Genomic DNA, 5,500 nt, shown 5'->3' with positions numbered 1-5,500 from the left:
AAAAGTAATGCTGCCGATATTGCGTTAACTGTCGGGGTTATGGAGTCATTGTATGTCTCGCCGATTGACACTTTTGCAATAGCGTCATCTGATTCTGACTTTGCGGCTCTAGTGCACTTTTTAAGACGAAATGGTAAAAAAGTAATAGGGTTTGGTAATAATACAGCGAGCGCTAAACACTATTTTGATGATTTTTATATTTTAGGTAAACAAAACACCATACCTAAAGTAAAAAATAAAAGTATTGCCTCTGTTGATACCTACCATTTAGCACTGGTGAAAGAAGCCGTTGAGAACACACAACATGCAAAAACTGGACTCTCTGAAACAGTGGATGTTGGTACCTATCTTCATCGAATATTCAACATTACAAAAAAGCAGCTAGGCGTAAGTAAGCTATATCAATATTTTAAATATCACGATCAGCATTTTAAAATGCAAAAAGCCCCCGACGGAGGCTTTTTAGTCTCGTTGCATTAAGTTATTAACCAAACGCGACGTTTGCAAACACCAAGGTCATTAATATTGGGCATACAAAACGAATATACTGGGCAAACCAAAAATGCGCGCCAGTGCTAGCTTGGTGTAACTTATTACCTCGTTTGAACATCCAGCCAACCGTTATAAAATAAAACAACCCCATTAACGGGAGTTGGTACTGAGTAAACACCATAATAACTAAACCAAATAACCAATCAAAGTTTACTATAATTGCACTCGCACATATTAAAACCACTAAGCTTACCAACCACGTGGCTTTAGTTCGGTTTACATTGTGGTTTTCAACTAAAAACGCAACCGGAATTTCAGTAGACGAAATAGTCGAGGTCACAGACGCTATCGACATCAAAACAAAAAACAATAAACCAACCAGTAACCCTATTTCTCCCATGGTATTAAATAGCTCAGGTAAAATGGCAAATATAAGCTGCCCTTCACCTATTAATTTACCGCCACTAAATACCTCAACGCCATTATGCTGTGCAACATAAATAGCCGGAATAATAAGTAAACCAGCTAAAAATGCAACGCTCGTATCAAGTAATGCAACACTTGCCGTTAGTTTTGGTAAATTGGCATCAGGCTGTAAATAAGAGCCGTAAATCATCATACACCCCACCCCTAACGACAACGAAAAAAACGCTTGTCCCATAGCGGCAATAATTAAATTTGGATCGAGTATTTGGCTAAAGTTAGGCATTAAATACGCTGCAAAACCTTCGCTTGCGCCATCCAAAGTGGCTATATAAGCAATTAGCGCAACAAGTAACACCAATAGCATAGGCATCAGTCGGCGCGACCAGGTTTCAATACCCGATTTAACCCCCTTTAAAATAATGCAGGCCGTTAAAATAAGCATTAATGGTGTAAATACAAAATTACGGGCTTGCGAGTCACTGTGTAAAAACTCGCTCACACTGTGTAGACCAACAAACGTTGTAACAGGCTCAATTGCGTACGACAGCATCCACCCTGCCACAATTGAATAAAAGCTCAACATGACTACAGCGCCCGCAAGGCCAATATAGCCCGCAGCTGCACCTATTTTACGGTTGCTATCTTGCCATGCGTTACCCAGCGCTTTTACCGGGTTTGCTTGTGCGTTATGGCCTAAATACAGCTCGGTATATAGTGCCGGTAATGCCAATAAAAAGATAACCAGAAAATAGACGAGTAAAAATGCTCCACCGCCATGATTAGCAGCTTGTGTAGGGAACCCCCAAATATTACCCAAACCCACTGCCGCGCCAGCAGCGGCTAAAACAAAACCAAGTCGGCTTTGAAACCCATCACGCATTTGTGCCATACATCTACAAATCTGTTATTATTTTGATTGTTGTGAATTAAACCATATTTAATGCCAGCTGAGTAATAAAATTGTATTCAGCCTTTGTTTGTCGCGTTAACTGCTCACAATAACAACGACTTTTTACTTTTTGAGCTGATATGACCGCACATTTTTTTAATAACGCCTTAACCATAACGCCAACAGATTTTGCCAATTTACCTAAAGGCAAAAGTACCGTTTTGTTGTTCGACGCTAATACACTTAGTTTGGCTAATTACAACTTGGCGAGCTTACTCAGCGAATTTGAATTAACCGTTATTAACCGCCGTAAAAACCAAATAGCTAAAAAAGAATATGTAGCAAGCCGCTTACTTTTAAAATTGCTTGTAAAATCCACCTTCCCTGAATTTTCAAATGTGCCATTAAATGCCATTAACACAAGTTTTAACCAATCCACAGCTAAATTAGAGCTGCATATTAACGAGTGCGTTATTAATACGTGTTTATCGCACTCTCATGGTTTTGTTGGGGTTGCTTTAAATTTAGAAAGCGAGACGTTTGGCTTCGACCTTGAAAAAATTAGCTTAACGCGCCCGTTTGAAAAACTAGCCAAGCATTTTTACCACACAGACGAAGTTACATTAATTACGTCTCAACCTAATACGCAAAACCAAGCCAATACCTTTTTTAGAATTTGGACATTAAAAGAGTCATTAGCTAAAGCAACTAGTCGCCCTATTGCCAAATTACTTAGCCACAACGTATTTAACGAATTAACCTTAGTAAGCTTGGCCGCAAGCAGCCAAGTAGTAAACACACAAACAGAGACGTTTGATTTAACCTTAGTGCATAAAAAAAGCACCGACTGGCGGTGCTTTGTGTTAACCGATGTCTCGCTTATACCAATCCGCTAAATTAAGTGATCTATTTAGAGGATAGATAAACGTGTTGATAACTAGGCAAAAAATTCGTTATTTAGTTGTTCTAAATGAGAATTTATTAACGCAGATAGCGACACTTTTAGCCCCTAAAAATGATTAAGTATTATTGCGAATTGATATTGCTAGTTAAGCTTCTAACAAACGGCTATGAATAGCCTGAACCACATTATCAGATTCACTTTGTTCGACTAAAAAGCATAGGTTGTGCTTACTTGCTCCATGACAAATTAAGCGAATATTAAAGTCACTTAATACCTGCATTAAGTTCATTTCGTGTTGGCGAAGTTGAATCTCAGAGCCAATAAGTGCCACCAGTGTTAAGTTGTTTTCAACCGATACATGGCAAAATTCAGCAAGCTTATCTAAACACGCTTGGTCGAGCTCTGGGCGCGACGCGTTAGGCGCATTATCAAGCGTTATTGCTACACTAATTTCAGACGTAGTTACCAAATCAACCGATATATTAAACTCGCTTAAAATAGTAAATACACGGGCTAAAAAGCCGCTAGCCAATAGCATTTCAGGGCTTTTAAGGGTGAGCAAAATTTGATTTTTACGCTGGGTTACCGCGCGAATTCCTGGCTGCTGCGATTTTTCACGCTCTATCCACGTACCACCACGTTCAGGCTCGCGGCTTGATCCAACAAACACATTAATATGACTACGGCTAGCGGGTAAAATAGTAGCTGGATGCAATACCTTTGCACCAAAGGTAGCCATTTCAGCGGCTTCATCAAAGCTTAAACGAGCAATGGGCGATGCCTTTACACATAATCGCGGATCGGTACTAAAAATACCCACAACATCAGTCCAAATATGTACGCTTTTGGCGTTTATTGCCTCAGCAAGTAAAGCGGCACTGTAGTCAGACCCACCACGGCCAAGCGTTGTTGTTTGTCCAAATTCGTCACTACCAACAAAACCTTGGGTTACAATAACTTGATCATCTAACAGTGGGATCAAATATTCTTTAGCAGCTTGTGCTGTTGCGCTTACATTTGGCGTTGCTTTTCCAAACTGACTATCTGTTTTAAGTACTTGGCGTACATCAAAGCGATCGGCATTTAAGCCTTTTAAACGCAGCACTTGCGCAAATAAATACGACGATAAACGTTCACCAAAGCTAAGTAACTCATCGTGCTGCTGATCAGTTGTCAGTGTTTCAAGCGCTAGCGTTTGAAATGCTTTTAAGGTTTCGTTAAAACCTACGGCTAAATCGGCATCAAGCGATAACTCATCTAAAATAGCCTGTTGAATGGCTAGCACACCGTCAATGTGTTCTTGGCGCTGCAGTGGGGTGATGCTTGATTTACACAGTGCAACCAAATGATTAGTTACGCCGGCACTGGCGCTCACAGCAACAATACGCACGCTTTTATCGGCAACAATAATTTCGCTACAACGACTCATCGCATCAAAGTTAGCTACACTGGTTCCGCCAAATTTGGCAACGATGTAATCTGATTTAACGTCCGATACTGTTTGCGGCACTGATTGGGTAGTCATTTAGTCTCCTTTTGCGGTATCCAAACCGCGATAAAACAAGAAGAACTTGGCAAGTGAATGCTTGAAGGTAAATCCACTGCCAGAAGCTCTCCACCTAGATTGGTGACAGTTTTGAGGATTCAGCCCCATAAACCGAAAAACAACATCGACGTAACGTTGGTTTTCTCGGCGAGTACTTCCCTCTTTAATGGTTATGGGCGTTCGTCACCTACCATTAAATACCTAAGTATCGCACCTCTTCTGAATGTTGTATTAACCAATGGCTAATAAAACAAAACCCCACTATAAAGTGGGGTTTGAAAGTTAACGTTTAGACGTCTAGCTGTCAAGCGTTTTAATGCGGTTTGTTAAGCAAAACTTAAACAAACCCGCCCATGTAATAAGCGCCCGCATAACCCACGGTATAACTTACTAACAAATAGAGCGACAAACGTAAGTAACTCATAAAAGTTAGCTCTTTTACTTTGCTCATGGCAATAATACCCGCAGCCGATCCAATAATTAGCATAGATCCGCCAACACCGGTTGCATAAGTAAACGATAACCAATCTTGCTGGCTCATTACTATATTAGCTTTTAGTAAAGCAGCAGTGAGCGGAACGTTATCAACCCCAGCCGATAAAATACCCATTAAGTAGTTAGCGTATTGTGGGGCCATAACAGTGTAAAGGTCGGTAAACTTACTTAGCATTCCAATCTCTTTTAATGCGCCTACCAATAATAAAACCCCGACGAAAAACAGTAAGGTGTCGTATTCTATGTCGCGTACGTAGTCGATAATATTTTTGTTTATGTCTTTTTTGCGCATTAAAAATTGCGCCACTAAAAACATGATTGATAAACCACATAAAAAAGTTAATAAAGGCGGTACACTGTAAATTACACTCAGTGCAAGTATGCTTATAACTGTAGATACAAAAATAACTGCAATGGTGATATCGGTTTTTTCTATGCGTTTTTTTCCAGACTTTGAAAAGGTTACATCCCCTTTCATGCCAATACTTAGCATTGCTGCTAACAGCATAACGCTAATAAATGCAGGCGCAATAAGCAGTAATAAGTTAGCAATAGTTACCTTGCCATCTAAAAATATCATTAAGGTTGTTACGTCACCGGTAATTAACGACACCCCCCCGGAGTTAACACCAAACACAATAAGTGTGGCATATTTTATAAGTTTTTTAGGCGGTAGCTTTAACGACATAACTACAGCAAGCGATATTAACGTAGCCGTTACGTTGTCTGAAACCGACGAAAACAAAAA

Annotated in this window: 5 protein-coding genes and 1 riboswitch; of the genes, 2 read left to right on the top strand and 3 right to left on the bottom strand. The window is 40.0% G+C overall.

The window, feature by feature from the left end; translation table 11 throughout:
- On the top strand, nucleotides 1-480 hold a 480-nt coding region (locus BCG07_RS13505), incomplete at its 5' end, for an NYN domain-containing protein (protein WP_286890542.1).
- Between the two features lie 4 nt (nucleotides 481-484).
- Here BCG07_RS13505 and BCG07_RS13500 read toward each other — a convergent pair.
- Nucleotides 485-1,807: a sodium-dependent transporter gene (locus BCG07_RS13500; protein WP_008130843.1), complete on the bottom strand. Its 1,323-nt coding sequence runs from the start codon at nucleotides 1,805-1,807 to the stop codon at nucleotides 485-487.
- A 140-nt stretch (nucleotides 1,808-1,947) separates the two neighbouring features.
- On the opposite strand from BCG07_RS13500, the gene BCG07_RS13495 reads away from it, so the two are divergent.
- Nucleotides 1,948-2,703 (top strand): 4'-phosphopantetheinyl transferase family protein, encoded by a 756-nt coding sequence (locus tag BCG07_RS13495; RefSeq protein ID WP_286890541.1) that lies wholly within the window; start codon nucleotides 1,948-1,950, stop codon nucleotides 2,701-2,703.
- 153 nt (nucleotides 2,704-2,856) lie between these two features.
- Here the strand turns inward: BCG07_RS13495 and lysC are convergent, their stop codons facing one another.
- The gene (lysC, locus tag BCG07_RS13490; protein ID WP_286890540.1) at nucleotides 2,857-4,236 is read right to left on the bottom strand and encodes a lysine-sensitive aspartokinase 3; all 1,380 of its coding nucleotides are present in this window, start codon (nucleotides 4,234-4,236) and stop codon (nucleotides 2,857-2,859) included.
- Between the two features lie 75 nt (nucleotides 4,237-4,311).
- Nucleotides 4,312-4,484: riboswitch (Lysine riboswitch) on the bottom strand.
- Nucleotides 4,485-4,594: 110 nt separating this feature from the next.
- A partial coding sequence (nhaD, locus tag BCG07_RS13485; RefSeq protein WP_286890539.1) for a sodium:proton antiporter NhaD occupies nucleotides 4,595-5,500 on the bottom strand: 906 nt, incomplete at its 5' end.

Origin of the sequence: Pseudoalteromonas sp. ESRF-bin5 (assembly GCF_002632075.1) — a bacterium.
Classification (GTDB): domain Bacteria; phylum Pseudomonadota; class Gammaproteobacteria; order Enterobacterales; family Alteromonadaceae; genus Pseudoalteromonas; species Pseudoalteromonas marina.
This window is presented reverse-complemented; position numbering and strand designations above follow the sequence as displayed.